19 protein-coding genes are annotated in these 18,589 nt (G+C 69.3%); 6 read left to right on the forward strand and 13 right to left on the reverse strand.

What is annotated here, in order from left to right; translation table 11 throughout:
* Positions 1-1,480, forward strand: a 1,480-nt coding sequence (locus HY68_RS10085; protein WP_241778524.1) for a response regulator, incomplete at its 5' end; no start/stop codon positions are given.
* Between the two features lie 72 nt (positions 1,481-1,552).
* Here the strand turns inward: HY68_RS10085 and HY68_RS10090 are convergent.
* The 4 genes from HY68_RS10090 to HY68_RS10105 all read right to left on the reverse strand — a co-directional run bounded on the left by HY68_RS10090 (position 1,553) and on the right by HY68_RS10105 (position 5,252).
* Entirely contained in the window at positions 1,553-1,972 is a 420-nt protein-coding gene (locus tag HY68_RS10090; RefSeq protein ID WP_041987143.1) for a PPOX class F420-dependent oxidoreductase, read from the reverse strand.
* Positions 1,973-2,072: 100 nt separating this feature from the next.
* Complete coding sequence (locus tag HY68_RS10095) at positions 2,073-3,728, reverse strand: long-chain fatty acid--CoA ligase (RefSeq protein WP_041987147.1); 1,656 nt, start codon at positions 3,726-3,728, stop codon at positions 2,073-2,075.
* A 273-nt stretch (positions 3,729-4,001) separates the two neighbouring features.
* Positions 4,002-4,598, reverse strand: a complete 597-nt coding sequence (locus HY68_RS10100; RefSeq protein ID WP_041987150.1) for a SigE family RNA polymerase sigma factor — start codon at positions 4,596-4,598, stop codon at positions 4,002-4,004.
* A gap of 348 nt (positions 4,599-4,946) precedes the next feature.
* Positions 4,947-5,252 (reverse strand): hypothetical protein, encoded by a 306-nt coding sequence (locus HY68_RS10105; RefSeq protein ID WP_041987152.1) that lies wholly within the window; start codon positions 5,250-5,252, stop codon positions 4,947-4,949.
* Positions 5,253-5,640: 388 nt separating this feature from the next.
* On the opposite strand from HY68_RS10105, the gene HY68_RS10110 reads away from it, so the two are divergent.
* Entirely contained in the window at positions 5,641-6,543 is a 903-nt protein-coding gene (locus HY68_RS10110) for a bifunctional DNA primase/polymerase (RefSeq protein ID WP_041987154.1), read from the forward strand.
* A gap of 48 nt (positions 6,544-6,591) precedes the next feature.
* Here the strand turns inward: HY68_RS10110 and HY68_RS10115 are convergent, their stop codons facing one another.
* The 3 genes from HY68_RS10115 to HY68_RS10125 all read right to left on the reverse strand — a co-directional run bounded on the left by HY68_RS10115 (position 6,592) and on the right by HY68_RS10125 (position 8,837).
* On the reverse strand, positions 6,592-7,428 hold the full coding sequence (locus HY68_RS10115) for a DUF4097 family beta strand repeat-containing protein (protein ID WP_041987156.1): 837 nt from the start codon (positions 7,426-7,428) through the stop codon (positions 6,592-6,594).
* Between the two features lie 28 nt (positions 7,429-7,456).
* Complete coding sequence (locus HY68_RS10120; RefSeq protein ID WP_041987159.1) at positions 7,457-7,912, reverse strand: lamin tail domain-containing protein; 456 nt, start codon at positions 7,910-7,912, stop codon at positions 7,457-7,459.
* Positions 7,913-8,069: 157 nt separating this feature from the next.
* Complete coding sequence (locus HY68_RS10125; protein WP_041987163.1) at positions 8,070-8,837, reverse strand: hypothetical protein; 768 nt, start codon at positions 8,835-8,837, stop codon at positions 8,070-8,072.
* A 102-nt stretch (positions 8,838-8,939) separates the two neighbouring features.
* Here HY68_RS10125 and HY68_RS10130 point away from each other — a divergent pair, with 102 nt between their 5' ends.
* Positions 8,940-9,167, forward strand: coding sequence for a hypothetical protein (locus tag HY68_RS10130; protein ID WP_041987166.1), 228 nt, complete (start codon positions 8,940-8,942; stop codon positions 9,165-9,167).
* Entirely contained in the window at positions 9,164-9,751 is a 588-nt protein-coding gene (locus tag HY68_RS46190; RefSeq protein ID WP_078863520.1) for a hypothetical protein, read from the forward strand. Before HY68_RS10130 ends, HY68_RS46190 begins: the two co-directional genes overlap by 4 nt.
* 83 nt (positions 9,752-9,834) lie before the next feature.
* Here the strand turns inward: HY68_RS46190 and HY68_RS10140 are convergent, their stop codons facing one another.
* Positions 9,835-10,569, reverse strand: coding sequence for a DUF4232 domain-containing protein (locus HY68_RS10140; RefSeq protein ID WP_041987170.1), 735 nt, complete (start codon positions 10,567-10,569; stop codon positions 9,835-9,837).
* Positions 10,570-10,624: 55 nt separating this feature from the next.
* A complete protein-coding gene (locus HY68_RS46030; RefSeq protein WP_277816756.1) occupies positions 10,625-10,756 on the reverse strand; it encodes a hypothetical protein in 132 nt (43 codons plus the stop codon).
* Between the two features lie 84 nt (positions 10,757-10,840).
* Here HY68_RS46030 and HY68_RS10145 point away from each other — a divergent pair, with 84 nt between their 5' ends.
* Positions 10,841-12,187, forward strand: coding sequence for a helix-turn-helix transcriptional regulator (locus tag HY68_RS10145; protein ID WP_078863521.1), 1,347 nt, complete (start codon positions 10,841-10,843; stop codon positions 12,185-12,187).
* Between the two features lie 355 nt (positions 12,188-12,542).
* On the opposite strand, the gene HY68_RS10150 is transcribed toward HY68_RS10145, so the two are convergent.
* From HY68_RS10150 to HY68_RS10170, 4 genes are all read right to left on the reverse strand, one after another.
* Positions 12,543-13,712, reverse strand: a complete 1,170-nt coding sequence (locus HY68_RS10150; protein ID WP_206742978.1) for a restriction endonuclease — start codon at positions 13,710-13,712, stop codon at positions 12,543-12,545.
* Between the two features lie 102 nt (positions 13,713-13,814).
* A complete protein-coding gene (locus tag HY68_RS10155; protein ID WP_041995599.1) occupies positions 13,815-14,525 on the reverse strand; it encodes a methyltransferase domain-containing protein in 711 nt (236 codons plus the stop codon).
* A gap of 26 nt (positions 14,526-14,551) precedes the next feature.
* Positions 14,552-16,132 (reverse strand): asparagine synthase-related protein, encoded by a 1,581-nt coding sequence (locus tag HY68_RS10160; protein ID WP_241778525.1) that lies wholly within the window; start codon positions 16,130-16,132, stop codon positions 14,552-14,554.
* Positions 16,133-16,492: 360 nt separating this feature from the next.
* Positions 16,493-16,705, reverse strand: coding sequence for a hypothetical protein (locus tag HY68_RS10170; RefSeq protein WP_078863522.1), 213 nt, complete (start codon positions 16,703-16,705; stop codon positions 16,493-16,495).
* A 149-nt stretch (positions 16,706-16,854) separates the two neighbouring features.
* On the opposite strand from HY68_RS10170, the gene HY68_RS10175 reads away from it, so the two are divergent.
* Complete coding sequence (locus HY68_RS10175; RefSeq protein WP_241778526.1) at positions 16,855-18,195, forward strand: tetratricopeptide repeat protein; 1,341 nt, start codon at positions 16,855-16,857, stop codon at positions 18,193-18,195.
* Positions 18,196-18,589 lie beyond the last annotated feature (394 nt).

Genomic DNA, 18,589 nt, shown 5'->3' on the forward strand with positions numbered 1-18,589 from the left:
CCGGCCCGGCTGGCCGGACCCCGACCCCGGTGACGGCGACAACGGACCGGACACCTCCGGCCCGCAGTCCTCGGTGGGCCCGCCGACGGCCGACTCGTCGGCCCCGCATCCGCCCCGTGCGGCGCACCAGCCGCTGCCGCCCGCGCAGCCGCTGCCCGAAGAGGCACCGGCGGCGGACTCGGCGCAGGGGCGCGCGTACAGCGTGCGTACGCTCGGCCAGGGCGTCCCCTTCGTGCAGCAGATCGCCAAGAAGCAGGCGCAGGCCCAGAGCCAGCATCAGACGCAGGGCCAGCAGGTCCAGAGCCTGCATCAGGCCCAGGCCCAGGCGCAGCAGGCACAGGCACAGGCACAGCAGCAGGCCCCGAGCCGGCAGAGCCACCAGACCCAGGGCCAGCACGTCCAGGGGCAGCAGATCCAGGGTCAACACGCCCCCGCCCAGCACCCCGCGCAGGATCACTCCCTCGGCGGCCAGGGCCAGTCCGGCCAGTCCGGAACGCTCGGTTCCGGCAGGCGTCGCAAGCTCGGTTCGCGTGCCGACGGCGAGTCCGCCGAGCCGGACGCCAGGTCACACCCCCAGCCGCCCGACCAGCCCGCGCAGGGCAACGGCTCCCGGCTCGCGGGCGGCCGCCCCGAGGGCAGGTCGTACGCCATAGGCGCCCCCGACGAGGGCGCCGAGGGCCCCGAACCGCTGGACGGCCCCGGTGGCGCCGTCGAGGTGGCCAACCGGCCCCAGCCGCAGCCCGTGGACGACGAACTGCCCCCGGAGCCGCTCGACAACCCGCGCCGGCTGCTCGTCTGGCCCGCCCCCGACGTCTCCACCTCGCAGGCGCTCAGCGACCGCGGCTACCGCCCGGTCGTCGTGCACTCACGCGAAGAGGTGGCGGCACAGATCGCCGCGTTCCCCGCCGCCCTCTTCGTCGACCCGCTGACCGGGCCCATCACCCGCACCGCGCTCCAGTCGCTGCGCCAGGCGGCGGTCGCCGCCGAGGTCCCCGTCCTGGTCACGGCCGGGCTCGGGCAGGCCACCAGGGAGGCGGCGTACGGCGCCGACCCCGCCGTCCTGCTCAAGGCGCTCGCGCCGCGTGACAGCGAACAGCACCCGCCGCGCGTGCTGTTGATCGAGGAGCACGAGGAGATCGCCATCGCGCTGACGGCGACGCTGGAGCGGCGCGGCATGCAGGTCGCACGGGCCGCGGACGACAACGAGGCGGTCGCGCTGGCCGCGCAGATGCGGCCGAACCTCGTGGTCATGGACCTGATGCAGGTGCGCCGCCAGCGCGCCGGAATCATCGACTGGCTGCGCTCGAACGGCCAGTTGAACCGTACGCCGCTGGTCGTCTACACCTCGGCCGGCATCGACCCCGCCGAACTGCCCCGGCTCACCTCGGGCGAGACCGTACTGTTCCTCGCCGAGCGCTCGACGAGCGTCGATGTGCAGTCGAGGATCGTCGAGTTGCTGGCGAAGATCGGTACGAACTAGCCCCCGAGCGCCGGTTCGGGGGCGTTCGGGGCGTGGGGGCGCTGGCCCGGCAGGGAAGCAGCCGGCAGGGTCTCAGACCCCGCCCCAGCCGTACGCACGCGTCAACGGCAGCCGGACGAGCAGCCGTTGCTCGCTCACCATCGCCTCACGGAACTCGGCCCAGTCGGGGTGCTCGCCGCGCAGCGCGCGGTAGTGCTCCACGAGCGCGTCGGCGGACTCGTCGTCACTCCGCCGCGTGACGGCGCCCAGTTCGGCCACGCCCTCGCCGACGGCGTAGGCGCCGAAGTCCGGCGATGTCACGTAGTAGCTCGCCCGCGGGTCGCGGCGCAGGTTCCGGGTCTTCGCGCGGTCGTCGGTGACCGAGATCAGCAGGACGCGGGAGTCCGCGTCCCAGAGATGGCCGACGTTGGACAGCTGCGGCCGTCCGTCGCGCTTCAGGGTCACCAGGGCGCCGGTGGTGGCGGCGCCGAACAGGCTCCAGATGTCGGACATATGAGCGCTCTCCCGGTCTCGAAGTACTCTCGGCATGCTCGTGGGAAGTGAGAAGGGCGGCGCCCCCGAAGAGCACCGCCCCCCCTCGAACGCTACGAACCTACAACCGCGTCACGTCCAGCTCCCCGTTCGCGTACTGCTTACGGATCACCTTCTTGTCGAACTTCCCGACGCTCGTCTTCGGCACCGACTCCACCAGCACCCACCGCTCCGGCACCTGCCACTTCGCGACCTTGCCGACGAGGAACGCCTTGAGCGCCGCGTAGTCGACGGACGCGTCCTCCTTGAGTACGACCGTCGCCAGCGGCCGCTCGCCCCACTTGTCGTCCGGTACGGCGACGACCGCGGCCTCCGCGACCTCCGGATGGGCCATGATCGCGTTCTCCAGCTCGACGCTGGAGATCCACTCGCCGCCGGACTTGATGACGTCCTTCGCGCGGTCGGTGAGGGTCAGATAACCGTCGGGGCTGATGACACCGACGTCGCCGGTGCGCAGCCAGCCGTCCGGGCTGAACTTCTCCTCCGGCACCAGCTCCTCGCCGCCCGCGCCGCCGTAGTAGGCGCGGGCGACCCACGGCCCGCGCACTTCGAGCTCGCCCGCCGACTCGTTGTCCCACGGCAGGATGTCGCCGCCGGGGCCCACCAGCCGGGGCTCGACGCTCGCGGGGAAGCGGCCCTGCGTGATGCGGTACGGCCACTCCTCCTCCTCGGTGAGCCCCGCGGGCGGGTTCGACGTCGTACCGAGCGGCGAGGTCTCCGTCATGCCCCAGGCGTGGCAGAGCCGTACGCCGAGCTTGTCGTACGCCTCCATCAGCGCCGGCGGGCAGGCCGAGCCGCCGATGGTGACCCGGGTCATCGAACTCAGGTCGCGCGGGTGCGCGGTGACCTCGGCGAGCAGCCCCTGCCAGATGGTCGGGACGGCGGCGGCGTGGCTGGGCCGCTCGCGCTCGATCATCTCGGCGAGCGGTGCGGGCTGGAGGAAGCGGTCGGGCATCAGCATGTTGATGCCGGTCATGAACGTGGCGTGCGGCAGGCCCCAGGCGTTCACATGGAACTGGGGGACGACCACCAGGGTCGTGTCCCGGTCCGTCAGGCCCATCGACTCGGTCTGGTTGACGTTCATCGAGTGCAGATAGATCGAACGGTGCGAGAAGACGACGCCCTTGGGGTCGCCGGTGGTGCCGGAGGTGTAACACATCAGCGCGGCCCGGCGTTCGTCCAGCTCGGGCCAGGCGAAGCTCTCGAAGGCGGCGGAGTGGCGGGCGAGCAGTTCCTCGTAGTCGTGCACCTCGGCGGCCGCGCCGTCCAGGACCGCACGGTCGCCTGCCCCCGACACGATGATGTGCTCGACGGTCGGCAGGTCGTCGAGGAGCGGGGCGAGCAGCGGCAGGACCGTGCCGTTGACGATGATGACGCGGTCGGCCGCGTGGTTGACGATCCAGCTCAGCTGCTCGGCGGGCAGCCGCAGATTGAGGGTGTGGAGGATCGCGCCCATGGACGGGACCGCGAAGTACGCCTCGACGTGCTCGGCGTTGTTCCACATGAGGGTCGCGACCCGCTCGTCGTCCATGACGCCGAGTTCGTCACGTAGCGCGTTCGCGAGCCGCGTCGCGCGCCCGCCGATCTCGGCGAAGCTGCGGCGCTGCGGTTCACTCTCCCCGGTCCAGGTGGTGACCTGTGCCTTTCCATGGATGGTCATCCCATGGCGCAGGATGCGGGTCACAGTCAGCGGTACGTCCTGCATGGTGCTCAGCACGGCGTCCTCCCGGTCGGCGATAGCGCTACGTGGCAGACAATGCCTCCGAGGATTCTGCGCACGTACCGCTTGGTATGTCACTACCCGGGAGTAGATGGGCCGCGTCACGCCGTCTGTCACCGCTACCGCTACCGCAATTCGCTGCCGCTGCCCAGCCGGCGGCTACCGGTGCCGCTGCCGCTGCCCAGTCCGCGGCGCGCTCGCCGATGCGCCGTTCCCCGTGCGGCGCTCCCCGTGCGGCGCTCCCCGATGCGCCGCCGCTCGGGCCGCCCGCTACCGGACCGGCGACAGCTCCGGGTCCTCGCGCAGCTTGCCGAGGGCGCGGGACACCGCGCTCTTGACCGTACCGATCGAGACGCCCAGCACCTCGGCGGTCTGGGCCTCGCTGAGATCCTCGTAGTACCGCAGGACCACCATCGCCCGCTGCCGGTCGGGCAGCCGCAGCACCGCGCGCCACATGGCGTCGTGCAGCACCTGCCGCTCGGCGGGGTCCGGCTCGGGCACGCCGGTCGGTTCGGGCAGCTCCTCGCAGGCGAACTCGTCGACCTTGCGCTTGCGCCACTGCGAGGTGCGGGTGTTGAGCAGGGCCCTGCGCACATACCCGTCGAGTGCGCGGTGGTCCTCGATCCGGTCCCACGCCACATACGTCTTGGTGAGCGCGGTCTGGAGGAGGTCTTCGGCGTCGCTCGGATTGGCGGTGAGCGAACGCGCCGTACGCAGCAGGACCGGCCCCCGGGCCCTGACGTACGAGGAGAAGGAGGCGTAGGGCGGACGGGCCGCGTGCACGGGGTTCCGCTGGCGCGGAACGTGCCCCGTGCGAGCCCCCGCTCCGGCGGCTTCGGAGGAAGTCGTGCAGACAGACGTGGTCATGGCTCCACGCTAGGAGTGGGCGCCTCGCGGGGGATCGGCCCCAGGTCCCGAAACGATGTCCGCCCTAGGGTGTAGGGCTGGGGCCTGCCCCACCTCCTGAAGGTGGAGGTGACGTGGTCCTGAGCCTCGGGGTAGACCCCGAGGCGGCAGCGGTACGGGGGCGTCGCGGGGCCGAGCGCGGGTGGGCCGCCACGTAACGTACCGCGCTCGCCGTACGGACGGCACGGACGTACGGACGACACGCACGAAGAGGTCTGCGCGACGGCGCCTCGGCACCGTCGCGCAGACCTTCATTCACTCCCAGCTCACCCTTCGGCCCCCCGGCCCCCCTGGGTATCGGACCGGCTGTCACCAGAGATTGGTGAAGTTCACGGCGGTGTTCGACTGCTTGATCGCGGTGAAGGCGGAGCCCGCCACGCTCGCGGTGTTGTTCTGATTGGAGGCCCCGGCGCCGGACGCCACCTGCTGTGTGGTGGTCGAATTGCCGGAGTTGTTACCACCCACACCGCTGCCCACGATCGTCGCCACCGTCGCGTTCGAGCCGTTGCTGGCCGCTCCGCCGTTGTCGGCAGTGGCAACCCCGGTGAACAGGGCGGCGGCGAGGGGCAGCGCGGCGACTGTGGCGATGACGCGGGCGGTACGGATGCTTGCCATGTCTTTTCCTCCAGGAACGAGAAGAACGAGAAGTACGGCTTTTTCCAGGGAAGTTGGCCGACCGCCCCGGACGTTGGCTCGACGTCGCGACCTCAGAATTGCCCACCGAATCCCTCTCGAACCACCCCTCAGGCCCCAATTCCCCCGCAAGCGTGATGACATGTCGATAAACCCCCGTTGCCCCGACAAAACCGCCGCGCGTGTTCGTGAACGGGTGAAACGCGACGGCCGCCCGGGCGCCGCAAGGGAGGAAGCGTTCCGGCAGATTTCCGGCCAACCTCTTTCCGGCCGCCCCTGAGCGGCCCGTAGGGGCCCTTCGGAGCCCGTCGAGACCCTCCGGGAGCGGATCCCTCTTCCCTTATTCGAACGAGTGTACGAACATAGAGCTATGGCCACCACCGTCCGGCACTCCGCCACCCTGGCCCTCGCTCACGCGCTGTCCGCCGCCGAGCGCGGTCTCCCCGTCATCCCCTTGTCCCCCACCAAGCTCCCGGCTCTGCGCTCACCCCACCGCGGCGAGCCCGAGCCCGTCCTGTGCCACGGCGAGTGCGGCCTGCCGGGCCACGGCGTGCACGACGCGACCACCGACCCGGACGGCGTGCGCGCGCTCTTCGCCGCCGCGCCCTGGGCCACCGGCTACGGCATCGCCTGCGGCCGGCCCCCGCACCACCTCATCGGCATCGATCTCGACATCACGGACGAGGACCGGAGCTCGCACACCACCCCCGACTCGGTGGCTGCGCTCCAACAGATCGCGCTGCAGCACCTGTTCACGCTGCCGGAGACCGTCACCGTTCTCACCCCGAGCGGTGGCCGGCACATCTGGCTGAAGGGGCCGCCGAACGTGGTCGTGCCCAACTCGGCGGGCCGGCTGGCCCCCGGCATCGACGTGCGCGGCGCGGGCGGCTACCTGGTCGGTCCCGGCTCGGTCAGCGCACGCGGCGCCTACCGGCTGGCCTCCGGTACGGAGGACCTGGCGCCGGCACCCTGCCCGCGCGCGCTGCTGCGCCTGCTCACGCCGCCGGTGAGGGCGCACCACGGTGACGACGTACGCGCCGGCGCCCCCGTACCACCGCCCCAACAGGGTTACGGCCTGGTGCAGTTCGTCCTCGCGGCGCACGCGGGGCAGCGGAACACACGGCTGTTCTGGGCTGCGTGCCGGGCGTACGAACACGGCTTCGGCGCGGAGTTGGCGGACAGCCTGGTCGAGGCGGCTGTTCGAACGGGGCTGAGCGAACACGAGGCGCGACAGACGATCGCGTCGGCGGCGCGTCTGACGTCGGGCGGGTAGCCGTCGTCGCGGCCGTGCCGGCTCACGACCGGGAGGGGCCCGGCCGGGCTAGCGGCCGAGGCCGGGGGACGCGGTGACGTCGCCGTTCACCGTACGAAGAGTGAGGGTGCGCTTCGCGGACGCGGGCGGCGGCGGGACGGTCGGGACGGTGATGTGGGGCCGCCCGTTGTTGGTCGTCGCGTCGACGTTGTACGGAGCCGCGTCGTGCGGGACGGTGAGGTCGACGGAGCCGTTGGTGGTCCTGGCGTTCACGTCGGTCGGGGCGACGGCGCAGTCGAGGACGACATCGCCGTTGACGGTCCCGGCACCGAGGTGCGCGGCGCGCAGACCGGTCACCCTGATCGACCCGTTCCGTGTGGTCAGCGTGACGGAGGCGTGCGCACTGCCGGTCTCGACGCCGGTGACGTCACCGTTGACGGTGGTCAGATGCAGATCGCCGGTGAGCCCGCCGACGTCGATGCCCGCGTTGCGCGCGGAGACGGTCACGGCTGTGCCGTCGGGGACGGTGACGGTAGGCATACGCGTACACCCGGCACCGTCGCCGTCCCCGTCCCCGTTGTCGTCGCCGTCATCCCCATTGCCGCCGTCCGCCTGCCCGGGGCAGTCGAGATCGAGGACGCTGGTGGAGTCGTGGTGCGACCAGTGGGCGGAGATGTGCCCGTCGAGGGAGACGTCGTGGGCGTCCGTCGGCCTGAGCCGTACGCCGTTCTCGGTCTCGATGACGAGCCGGCCGCCGGCCGGGATGGCGGCGGCGGAGGCGGCGGCCCCTTGCCCGCCGCCGCGCCCGTCACCGGGGACGCCCCCGTGTCCGTCCCCGCAGCCGGCCAGCAGCCCGACGGCGGCCAGAAGTCCCAGCGGGATCGCGGCCGTTCGACCTTTGCTCATGCTGGTCGTCTGCCCACCGTCGTCGCGGTCAGCACACCTTGGATGAGACCTTTGTCGAGTTGTAGGAGCAGGTGTCGACGACCGTGCCGTTCGCCTTCTTGAACGTCGCCTTGTCCTTGTCGTTGTTCCAGACGTACGCGGCCCGCCCCTGGTAGCGGCTCACGGACGTGTTGGTGCCCTTGCCGGTGTGCACGGTGACGGTCTTGCCCTTACCGAGCGTGAACGTACCGAAGGTGTACTTGTGTGCCGAGGCGTCCACCAGCGTCCAGCCCTTGAGGCTCACGGACTTCGTCGTGGTGTTCTTGATCTGCACGTACTCGGCGTTGAGGCTCTTGGTGGAACGCGTGTCCGAGCCCGGCGAGTTGTAGTAGATCTTGGTCAGGTGGACCGACCCGGCAGCCGCCTGCGCCTGGGTCGGCAGCAACGCGGCCCCGGCGAGAGCCGTCGCGGCGACGGCGGTGGCGATGGTGCGTATCTGGAGCATGAACGTCCCGTCCTAGAGCCGGGGCACCCCCCACGGGTCCCGGCGGAAGCTCAGAGTACGAACAACACACCCACACCGAGGCGCAGTTACAGAATCCGGACGTCAATCGGATAAACCTGGCAGCCAACTCCCTCCCGGACAGGCCCCTTCACCCCGATCAGGACGAGAACAGCCCGGGATGCCGGTCCCGGTCGAACGCCTGGCGGAACTGCGGAAACCGCACCGCCTTCGGATCCAACACCTCGACGAGAGCGATCAGTTGCTGCTGAATGCCCTCGATGCGGGCGAACGACGGCCCGGCGTCGTCCGCGAGCCGGTCGACGTCGTCGAGCGGCTGCCGGAACCACTCACGGAACTCCTCGTCCGCGTCCAACCGCGCGCAGAACTCCACGTACCCCAGACACCGCCGCCGGCCGGGCTCCCCGCCCGCATGGATCATCAGCTCACCGATCGCGCGCTGATGCGTACGGAAGAGACGCAACTCGTTGCCGTCCGCCGAGATCTGGCTGAGCGCCGACCCGATCTCGGAGATCTTGACCATGACGTCCCGATTGACCCGGGACCGGCCGAGATCGAGGAACTGCACGTCGCGCCGGAGCATCTCCACCCAGCCGAGGTACTCGGCGAGGACGAACACCGTGCTCCGCCGTACGTACTCGCCCTCCTCCGGGGTGCCACGGGACAGGAACGAACTCAGAAACCCCGCCCCTGCTCCGGGTGTTCGGTCGAGCACATGCCCGCGCAGAATGTTGAACAGCCTGCTCTGCAGGTCGAAGGCCGCCCACGCGAGCGAGGCGCCATACTGGTCCATGAGATTGCGCTGCTCCATGGTCCGCAACCGCCGCTGCTGCCAGTAGCCCAGCACGGCGGCCACGGAAGCGCTGACCACGGCCACCCCGGCGGACAGCAGAGTCACCAGATCCATCGCGCCGAACTCCCTCACCGTGAACTGACGTTGCCCTCAAGGATGGCGGAACTATGGCCTCCGTCACAGCGCATATCTGCCTGGACCTGATGAAGTGCGGCCATGCTCGGACTGCTGCTCAACTTCCTCCCGTTCTGGGTCCGCGAGCCCCTGTTCATCGTGCTCGGCGTCCCCTTCAGCGGCTTCCTCTTCTACCTGGCCGCCACCGACGGAAAGCCGGTCTTCGCCGTCCTCGGCCTCGTGGTCCTCGCCTTCACCGCGGTACGCGTCCACAGCGTGATCCGCGCACTACAGGCCCGCCGCCTGGCGAAGGAGACCGCCGGCGCGTGACGCCCGCGTTCGACCTCCTCCTCACTATCGGGTGGTCCTTCGCCCTTTCCGCATATGTCCGTCCCTCAACCCCCATGCTGGGCGCCCTGATCCGCGACGTCCTTGGGGGGACCATGCACATCCGCATCACCACAGCAGGCGTAGCCGCTGTCGCACTCCTCGCGCTCACGGCCTGTACGGCGGGGTCACCCGATACGGCTTCGACGCCGCCGCCGCAGGAGCCGACCGCCGGCCAACCCGCGGCGCCTGTCGCGACATCGGCCGACCCCGACACACCGGACGACGGTGCCGCACCGGACGACCCCGCCGCATCGGACGACGGTGCCGCACCGGACGGCGCGGACGCCGCGGGGGACTCCGCCGCCCTCCCGGATCTCACCGGCCAGGACCTGCAGTCGGCCCAGGACCAAGCACAGGCGGCGGGGTTCTACGTACTCACCTCGCACGACGCCCTGGGATCCGGCCGCATGCAGATCCTGGACCGCAACTGGACGGTCTGTTCGCAGACGCCCACCGCGGGAGACCGGCCGACGGACACCAGGGTGGACTTCGGGGCAGTGAAGACCGAGGAGTCCTGCCCGTAGTCCGACCCGCGAACAGGCCAGGCCACTCCGTCGTGGAGTGGCCTGGCCTGTGTACGCCCCGAGGATGACGGAGCGCAGGTGCGTCACCAGGTGAGGGCGTCGGCCATGTCCGACTGCCAGTACGTCACAGAGGTGTCGTCGGCGATGCGGGTTCCCGCGGGGAGGGTGATCGGGGCCGAGGCGGCGCCCACCGAGCCCTGATTGTCGCGGCCGGGGAAGGACACGGTCAGCTTCTTCGCCGGGAGCTGCGGGTTCCCGTCACCGTTCAGGGAGATCGAGGCGTAGGCCGCCTCCCCCGGGGCGAGTGTGACGACGGCCTGCGGCTGGCTGTCCTCGATGATCTGCGTCGCGGCCTGGGCCTGGTCGAAGCGGAGGAAGGGGGCGTAGTAGGCGTCGCAGTTCGTGCTGCCGGTGTTGACGACCGTCAGGAGCAGGTGGTTGATGGGCCGGCTCACCTGGCTGATCTTGACCTTGGTGTTGGAACCGGTGCAGGTGACGTACTTGGTGCTGGAGCCGCCCTTGCTCCCCTTACTCCCCTTGCTCCCACTGCTCCCCTTGACGCCCTTGCTGCTGACCTGAGCTGCGGGCGCCTGCTCCTTGCTGTCCGTGGAACCCGTCGAGTCCGAGGAGCCCGCAGACCCCTGGGTGGGAGCGTCGGTTGCCGCCGACTCGTGCCCGGACACCGCGGTCTCGGTGGCACCCTTCGCCGTGTCCTTCGCGGCGCCGGAGGATTCGCCCGACCCGCAAGCGGTGAGTGCGAGGGAGGCGACGAGCGCGGTGGCGGCAAGGGTGACGTTGCGGTTACGGATAGTACGCATGCGGATGTAGCCCCGTTTCGATGAGGTGATGGATCTTGAGGTGGTTGCGACGTGGTCAGTGACGGTTGACGATCGTGATCACGATCGTCGTGGAGACGATCAGGACGATGACGGCCAACCAGTCGACCAGACTGATACGGAGTCGGATTCTGATGACGGCTCCCCGTTCGGTTGGTGCTGCACTCACCTTGCGGGGCGGCCGGAAGCGCCCGCAACCGGCAGCGGACAATGGGGGATGCTGGAACGCTCACGCACCATCTGACCTGGTGATATGTGGTCTCCCTGGAACGCGTTCCTGGGACGGTCCCGCAGGGACGACGAGGAGGAACAACGGGTGGCGACGACCGAGGCCGAGGCCTTCGCTGAACTGCTCAGGGAGTTGAAGGACCGCTCAGGACGCAGCTACGGCGTCCTCGCGGCCAAGCTCCATGTGAGTACGTCCACGCTGCACCGCTACTGCAACGGGGACGCCGTGCCGACCGACTACGCGTCGGTCGAGCGGCTCGCCCGGCTCTGCGGGGCGAGCGCCGAGGAAATGGTCGAGCTGCACCGCCGGTGGATCATGGCCGACGAGGCGAGACGCCGAGCCCGCTCGGCGACGCCCGCCCCGGAAGCTCCGGCGGCACCTGAGCCCACCAAGCCCGAGGCCCCGGTAGCGACCCCAGCACCAGAACCGGCCACGCCGACCCCCGTCACCGACACCCACCCGCACGGCGGGACGGAGCCCCGTACCAAACGCCAGCGCCTCCGCCTGACCCTCGCCGCGGTGGCGGTCGTGGCGGTCGCTGTCCCGGCCGTCGCGTACGGCATGGGGGCGACCACCGGCACCAAAGACCGGTCAGCGGCCACGACCGTGTCGGAGAGCCCGGACCAAAAGCCGGGGGACAACACCACGTCCTCCCCCTCCCCGTCGCACCGCAGCTCCAAGAAACCGTCGTCCCCCGCCCCGCCCTCCGCCTCCGTCTCGCACCCCACGGAAGAGAAGCCGAACCCGCCGGCCTCCCACCAGGCGGGCAACGCGGTCCCGGTGGCGGTATCCACCCGTCCGTACGCCTTCGAGGACCCGTGCAGTCAGCACTACCTGATCGACAGCCCGCCGACCCAGGTCCCGCCGCCGCCCACCGAACAGGACGCACCTGGCTGGGTCGGCGCACTCGGCGGCGTCGCGAGCGACAACCAGTTCATCGAGCTGACGGTGCAAGGCACGGGCAGCGACACCGTCGTACTGACAGCCCTGAACGTGCACATCGTGAAAAGCGACGCCCCCCTCCCCTGGACGGACTACGCGATGGGCGTCGGCTGCGGCGGGGGCGTCTCCACCAAGTCCTTCGCGGTCAACCTGGACGCCGGCCGCCCCAGCTCCGTACCGAAGGCGGGCCAGCGGGACTTCCCGTACAAGGTCAGCGAGTCGGACCCCGAGGTCTTCTACATCTCCGCCGGCTCGAAGACCCGCGACGTCAGCTGGTACCTGGAACTGGAATGGTCCAGCGGCCCCCGCACGGGCAAGCTCCTGGTGAACGACAACGGCAAACCCTTCCGCACCAGCGCCTCGACGGGCCGCCCGAGGTACGACTACCCCCTGGGCGGCTCGGAGTGGGAAGTAGCCCAAACAGGCTGACCCTCACCGCCACATAAGAACGGCCCCCGACCGAGTCACCCGGTCAGGGGCCGTTCACGTGCGGTGGGTGTGGGATTTGAACCCACGGTGACATCGCTGCCACGACGGTTTTCAAGAGAGTGCTGCGGGGAAGCCTGAGTACGTGGCTGACCTGGTCGTTCCGTACGGTCCAGGCCCGACGCCGCCACCGGCGGTCCACACCTGGTCCATTGGGTCGGCTCAGCCCCTCCCCTGCTACCTACTCGGGCCCGGACACCTGACCTTGCCGGAGCGCCCAGCTGCCTCCTGAGCTGATCGTCCACGTTAGCGATCAAGCGCTGCTGGGTGCCGTCGTTGCGGTCAGCGCGCCGCGCACCTATTTGAGGCCGTGGGCAGCCGCGATGTGTGGTCGCTGCGCGAGGAGGGTTTCCAGCCTGCTGTCAGGCCAGAGTTCGATGTAGGGCGCGTGGCCCTCCGAGTTATGCCGCTCCGCCCAGGACACCGCATCAGCAGTGAATCTGCCGCTCGTAGCGATGACAATCCCTCGCACGAGCGGGGGTCCCCATAGCTTTCCTGCCGTTGCCGTCTCGCTAACGGCGGCCGCGTTGACCGAACGGCTGCGCCAGTGTTTGGCCTGAACGATTACGCGCTCGGTGCGGACACCGCCGGTACCGTCTCGAAGAACTCGGTCCATGGAGAGGTCACGGCCTCGGTCAGGGGCGCGGGTTTGCATCAGCCACTCGACGTTCTGGTGCTCCGGGATGCCACGAAGTAGGTCGTAGAGGAGCCGTTCGAACCCATCGTCGTTCAGCAACTCCCAGGGAAGTGCCAGGGTGGCCGCCCCTGTGAGGTTGCCCGAGGCCGCCTGCCCGAGGTCGATGTCCGGGACCGGTAGCGGATCGCTGTCGCCGAGAGACTTGGCTTCGATGCCGGCGCGCACGGCTGGCCAGTCGAATTCCACGATGTCGTGCCAGTCGTGGCCCTGGCTAAAGCGCATGTGCCGCTGCAGATCCCACCAACGATCAATGCTTTCGGCGTCTTCGCCCAGGAGCCTTGCGATTTCCCCGATCGCAGTCTCGACCTCTCCGGTCTGTTCGTTTTCCAGGCGTCCAACGGCGTCTCGTACTGTGTCTCCCAAAGCGAGGGGGAGCGCTGCGTCGACCGTGGCGACGAGTTGCTCAAGTCGACTCCGTGCGGCACGTCGGCGAGCCCGGTCCAGGCGGTATCGGTAGGCGGCAAGATCCGCTCCAGGTTTTTCCCCGGCAGCATGTACCGCAGTGGGGTGCTCGCCGATGTCGAGGTAGTCGATGAAGGCTTGGCCCATTTCGTCGATGTCCGGGAGCGGCTCAGTGATGGTCCAGCCGTCGATTCGCGGGAGACCGGGGAGCAGATCCGCCCAGGCCGCCCGAAGGGCGTCGTACTGAACATCTGAGCCGCGTTGCGGGCCGGACGGGATGAACGGCTTTGCGCGCTCCCACACCCTGTCCATTTTTCTCAGGTTGGCCGCTGTACGGTCCATGGCGCGCAGCAGATCTTCTAGGTCCATGCTCACAGACTCACACTCCTCGCGCGGGGCGTGGGGCCTTCTCTCATCAGGAGGCCGTACATGTGCGGGATGAACGTCGATCGTGCCACCAGCACCTGGGTGTCAGGTGTACCGGGCCACCGTGTACGCGGTCGGACCGGTGAGGGTGCCTCCGGAGCTGTCAATCATGTCCAGGATCTCGAAGCCGACGCCCTCCGCGTACTGTTCGAGCTCGCGCGGGAAGAGGACGCGTCTGCGGATCTCGTCCTGGGCTTCGTCCCCTGAGGGGAGTGCCCAGTGCCGACGCATGGTGTTGATCTGGATCCGCAGGTCCCACTCGTGGCGGATCGTGACGGTCGCCGGGCCGCTCGGGGTATCGACCGTGGCGGTCATCGGTTCGGTACTCGTGATGGGTGCGACGGGGGAGCACAGGATGAGCAGGCTGCCCTTCTGGGCGTGGGCCGCGAACGTGGCGAAGACCTGGGTGATCTCGTTGTTGTCGTGGACATAGGCGAGGCTGTTGCCCATGCAGGTCACGACGTCCATGCGCTGCCGGAGTCGCGCGGTGCGCATGTCTCCGATGCGGATGTCCAGCTCCGGCCGGGCCTGGCGGGCGTAGTCGACCATGCCGGGCTGGAGGTCCAGGCCGGTGCACTCGAAGCGCTTGGCCAGGATCTCCAGATCTCTGCCGGTGCCGCATCCGAAGTCGAGCAGCGTCCGGGCGTCCGGCAGGTACGTCTCGATCACGGTCTGACACATCCCGGCGCCGGTGCTGTCGGACTGGATCAAGTCGTACAGGGCCGGGTCCCGGTAGAGGAGGTTCGTCGCTTCCACTGGTTCCGCTTCCGTGTCGTGGCTGGTCACATGAGGCTCCGCAGTCCGACCTCAAGGGCGAGGACATCGCACAGCAGATCAGGGACGGCCAAAGCGGCATCTGCGTCCTTGCGGGCCTGAGCGAGTGCCTTGCCGTCAACGTAGCCGAGATCGACCAGGACGGATTCCGCGAGCATGTCGTCCAGTACGGGCAAGCCGTAGGAGCGCAGCCCCTTCTCCAGGACGGCCAGGAAGTTCTCCGGTTCGGCCGGCGACGCCACCGACTTCGGTAGTCCCGCCCGCCTGATCCGCTCCCGGAACAGCGCCTTGCCTCGCTTGTACTCGTGCGGCAGCTGCTCCATGAAGCGCACGATCCGCGGGTGTACGAGCGGGCTCACTGGCCAGACGCCAGCTCGCAAGAAGCCGGGGTTGTGCATGCCGAACGCCATCAGGGTCGGCACGGGCAGGACGGGAATGGGCGCCAGGTGCTCGTTCACCTCGCGCAGGGCACCGACCGCCTTTGGACCGAGCCACGGAACGGGTTCCGGCATCGGCAGTTCCGCGGCCGTCCTTGAATGGTGGGCGTTGACCTCGTCCCCTCCGCTGCCGGTGAACATGACCTCGCACCGTCGGGTGGCTGCCTGCTCGCGTACGACGTCGAAGGCTTCCTGGTAGAACGCCCCCGCCGGATCATGCGGGCGACGCAGAGCACGTACGCCGCCGGGGCAGAACGGCGGGTACCGCAAGGCGGGAGTGGCCACGTCTCGGAAGCCGCAATGTTCGGCGTACGCTCGGCGACGCTCGCTCTGCTGTCTGCCGATGCTTCCCCCGACCAGTAAGCCGAAGCTGTGCACCTGCGGAATGCGCGCCGCCTTCACGGCTAGGGCGACGTTCCCGGAGTCGGCGCCACCCGACAGTTCGACGCCCACACACCCTGTAGCACTCGGCGCTTCGCGGATCACGTCGGCCAGCAACTCGTCGAGCATGGCGAGTGGATCGACACCGGGCCGCAGCGCGCGGGGCTCCAGGACGTGTTCGGCAGGTTCCGGGTAGCGGATGCCGAGTCCGGCAGCGGTGAACGTGGCCGACGCCCGCTCAGTCAGGCGGTGGACACCCTCGAACAACGTCTCGGACGTGTAGCGATGCTGCCTGGTCAGCGTCCGCGCCACGACACGCGGCGCCAGGCGGTCAGCCGACAGGTACGGCCCCAGTGCTGCCACGTCCCATGATGCGTGCAGTTCGCCGGCCTTCTCCAGCAGGTACAGCGGGGCTGTACCAAATGCGCCCGCTGTGAGTCGGGCTTCGCCGGTCGTCATGACGACCTCGACGAAGTCGGCCTCGCCCCTCTTGCATTCCTTCACCCTCATCCGCACACATGGCGCCTGGTCGTCGCGTACCTCCATGACCAGCGTGGACACGTTCGCGGGCTCGATCCAGCTCTCGCCGTTGACCCAACGGCCTCCTTCCGGCCTCCATCGGGACTCCTGGAGATCGGCCAGGCGCAGATGCATCGACAGCATGTCGTCCCTTTCCGAAGTCATGCGGCGGGGCGGGGCCGCGAACGGCCCCGCCCCGCCTGGCGTCAGCCCTGGACTACTTGGAGCAGTGGTCGCCGTTGTTGTCGCCACCGCCGGGCATCTTGTCGAGCAGCGTGGCCTCGACGGCCGGGACACCGGTGATCAGGTCCCCGGTGAACAGTTCGTCCACGTTCATCGTGTTCTCCTCTTACGGTTGAAACGGACCCCGCGGCTGATGCTGCGGAGTTGAGCCCGTCCGGCTGCCGGCCCTTACGAAGAAGGCGGCCGGACGGGTGCCCACCCCTTCCGGCAGTGGGCTCTCCCCCGCCACACGTGGAACTGATCTGTGGCGGGGGAGGAGTCAGGTGGGGGTGGAGGCAGATGTCACGCCCAGGACGAAGCCGATCGATACGGAGACGGTGATGATCAGCAACGCTCCGGCGTGACGGCCGACGACTGCGGATAACCGCCTCACAGCCGCTCGCCGCGACTGCGCTCGTTCGCCTCGCGCACTGCGCTGCTCAGCCCAGCCGCAGCGTCCTGATGATCGGGACGGCTGTGCTGCGGGAACAGGTTCGAGCCCGGCGGCGGGTCCGCACCCTCGTAGGTGCCGATGCTCAGCACCCCGTCCACTCCAGGCTCTTCGATCAACTGGGCCAGTCGGGCCCGCGCTTCGCTCTTCATCACTCAGTCCCTCAGACGATGGCTGCGGCGAGGTCTCGCCGTCCCCTACTGCCTCTACGCAACCGTGTGACCACGCACAGCGGTACCGTTACAGCAACGCCGGGACTTGAAAGCCTTGAAAGTTCGCAAAGGCACGGGGAGTTGAGGACATGGCCAAGCGTGAACCGAACGGGGCGCTCGGGCGCCTGCTCACCGAGAGCCGCTGGACTTACCGCCAGTTCGCTCGGGCGGTGAACCGTGTGGGAACCGAGATGGGCACGCCCCTGCGATACGACGAGTCGGCTGTGAGCCATTGGCTGGGCGGCACCGTGCCTCGCGGGGCCGTGCGGGTGTGCGTCCTGGAAGCCCTCTCTCGGCGTCTGGGGCGGCCCGTAACGCACGCTGAGGTCGGTCTGCCCGTTCCCCGCGATCACTCCCCGACAGCCGCGGATACCGTGGAGGAGCTGATCGACCTCGGGAGGCAAGACATGGACCCATCGCGCCGCAGCGTCCTGGGGGCCGGCCTTTTCTCCGTCGCCATCACGATTCCCGGGTGGCCGGATGTCATCGGCCGTGCCGAAGCGGTCCAGTCCGGCCGCGCCCGCCGGATCGGCATGAACGAAGTGGACATGGTCATCGCCATGACCGAGCGCGTCTCGGAACTCGACGACCAGTTCGGTGGTCGCCACGCACGCCCCATGGCCGCCTCGTTCATGGTGAACACCGTGGCGTCCTATCTGCGCGCCGACGCCCCCGACGACGTACGGAAGGCCATGCTGTCCGCGGCTTCGGACCTGCTGTACCTGACCGGTTACATGGCCGTGGACGAGGGGCTGCACGGCCTCGCGCAGCGCTACTACGTCAAAGCATTGGAACTGGCGGGCACCGCCGAGGACCACCTGACGTACTGCACCACTCTGCGCGGCATGAGCGTCCAGGCCATCGACCTCCGCCACGGGGGCAAGGCCATGGAACTGGCAGACGCCGCAGCAGCCGCCTCCCCCAAAGCAGGACCTCGCATGCTGGCATTCCTCGCCGGCCAGCAAGCACACGCCGCCGCGCAGACCGGCGACAGGACTCGGGCGCTGCGGTACATCCGGGAGGCCGAGACCGCCATGGACCGTGCCGAATCGCGCGGCAAGGCGTTCGGCTCATACGACCCTGCGTCACTCAACTACCACATCAGCCAGGTTCGTTACGAACTCGGCGACGTCTCCGGCGCCATCGAAGCCATGCAGCAGTCCGACAAGGTGCGCTACAGCGTCTATCGCCGTGCCCGCGTCCGACACCGCGCCATGCTGGCCGAACGGCAGCTGGAGGTCGGCCACCTGGAAGCGGCCTGCGATACCTGGCATCAGGCGCTCGACGACTACCCCATGGTGCAGTCCGGCCGAGCCGACGACCGGGTCAGAACCATGTTCGGCCTTCTCCGGCCGCATCTGAAGAACGCCACTGCGCGGGACCTCTACGACCGCGCACGAACGATCGCGCCGCCTTCCCTGGTCAGCTGACCGGTGCCGTTGGCGCCCTCAGCCACAGAAAGTCAGCCACGACGGCGGGTGCGCCGACCGAGCACCCGCCACGTGTGTCTCCAGCAACCACCCACCGGCCCCAGCCACGTTTCGCCAATCCGTCACGGCCTCGGCCCCATTGCCGCCCGAGCGCTGCCGCCGGCCTCGTCTGACGAATAAGTGGTAGGTCGGCTGCCCAGGTCACGGCTGGTTGAACGGCAATCCGCGGTGAACGGTGCGGACTTGGCATGCACCCCGCCCCTGCTGGCCGTGCTCGCCGGAGGACGGCTGTCGGGTTCTTCACAGGTCTGACTGCCCGCTTCTCGGGCTTTTGCGGCGCGAGTGGGCGGGGGCGGTCGCGGGCGGTGGCGGAGACATGGAGCCAGCGGCGGCC

The sequence above is a fragment of the Streptomyces sp. AcH 505 genome, from assembly GCF_000818175.1.
In the GTDB taxonomy this organism is placed as follows: domain Bacteria; phylum Actinomycetota; class Actinomycetes; order Streptomycetales; family Streptomycetaceae; genus Streptomyces.

What these genes read in the sequence shown, in the direction of transcription:
- HY68_RS10090 (WP_041987143.1), bottom strand. Translation starts at nt 1,972, where the DNA reads ATGTCCGACATCTGGAGCCTGTTCGGCGCCGCCACCACCGGCGCCCTG.
- HY68_RS10100 (WP_041987150.1), bottom strand. Translation starts at nt 4,598, where the DNA reads ATGACCACGTCTGTCTGCACGACTTCCTCCGAAGCCGCCGGAGCGGGG.
- HY68_RS10105 (WP_041987152.1), bottom strand. Translation starts at nt 5,252, where the DNA reads ATGGCAAGCATCCGTACCGCCCGCGTCATCGCCACAGTCGCCGCGCTG.
- HY68_RS10110 (WP_041987154.1), top strand. Translation starts at nt 5,641, where the DNA reads ATGGCCACCACCGTCCGGCACTCCGCCACCCTGGCCCTCGCTCACGCG.
- HY68_RS10115 (WP_041987156.1), bottom strand. Translation starts at nt 7,428, where the DNA reads ATGAGCAAAGGTCGAACGGCCGCGATCCCGCTGGGACTTCTGGCCGCC.
- HY68_RS10120 (WP_041987159.1), bottom strand. Translation starts at nt 7,912, where the DNA reads ATGCTCCAGATACGCACCATCGCCACCGCCGTCGCCGCGACGGCTCTC.
- HY68_RS10125 (WP_041987163.1), bottom strand. Translation starts at nt 8,837, where the DNA reads ATGGATCTGGTGACTCTGCTGTCCGCCGGGGTGGCCGTGGTCAGCGCT.
- HY68_RS10130 (WP_041987166.1), top strand. Translation starts at nt 8,940, where the DNA reads ATGCTCGGACTGCTGCTCAACTTCCTCCCGTTCTGGGTCCGCGAGCCC.
- HY68_RS10140 (WP_041987170.1), bottom strand. Translation starts at nt 10,569, where the DNA reads ATGCGTACTATCCGTAACCGCAACGTCACCCTTGCCGCCACCGCGCTC.
- HY68_RS10145 (WP_078863521.1), top strand. Translation starts at nt 10,841, where the DNA reads ATGTGGTCTCCCTGGAACGCGTTCCTGGGACGGTCCCGCAGGGACGAC.
- HY68_RS10150 (WP_206742978.1), bottom strand. Translation starts at nt 13,712, where the DNA reads ATGGACCTAGAAGATCTGCTGCGCGCCATGGACCGTACAGCGGCCAAC.
- HY68_RS10170 (WP_078863522.1), bottom strand. Translation starts at nt 16,705, where the DNA reads ATGAAGAGCGAAGCGCGGGCCCGACTGGCCCAGTTGATCGAAGAGCCT.
- HY68_RS10175 (WP_241778526.1), top strand. Translation starts at nt 16,855, where the DNA reads ATGGCCAAGCGTGAACCGAACGGGGCGCTCGGGCGCCTGCTCACCGAG.